This is a genomic window from Chromohalobacter sp. HP20-39, assembly GCF_033052815.1.
GTDB lineage: Bacteria > Pseudomonadota > Gammaproteobacteria > Pseudomonadales > Halomonadaceae > Chromohalobacter.
This window is the reverse complement of the sequence record NZ_JAWHTP010001033.1, coordinates 1-246: the sequence shown is the minus strand read 5'-3', so window position 1 is coordinate 246 and position 246 is coordinate 1. Positions and strand designations below refer to the sequence as shown.

1 protein-coding gene is annotated in these 246 nt (G+C 61.4%); it reads left to right on the top strand.

Going from position 1 to position 246, the window contains the following annotated elements; translation table 11 throughout:
• Positions 1 to 107 (top strand): DUF5397 family protein (locus tag RVY79_RS22115; RefSeq protein ID WP_411161780.1); only part of this gene is annotated, 107 nt, incomplete at its 5' end.
• Positions 108 to 246: the final 139 nt, after the last annotated feature.

The following is a 246-nucleotide window of genomic DNA, read 5'->3' as shown; positions in this document are numbered from 1 at the left end:
GTCAACTCGATGACGGTGATTGGATGATCGAGGTGACCATGGTCGAGAGCGGGGAGAAGGCGGAGTACCGCTGGACCCACCTGACCGACGACCCGGTGGCTCACTGATGTACGCGGTCGCGTTTGACCTGGTCGTCGCCGACACCGAGAAGCACCATCCGAAAGGCGTGACGCAGGCCTATACGGAGATTGGCGCTGTGCTTGGAGAGCACGGTTTCAGTCGCGTTCAGGGCAGCCTCTACGTCAC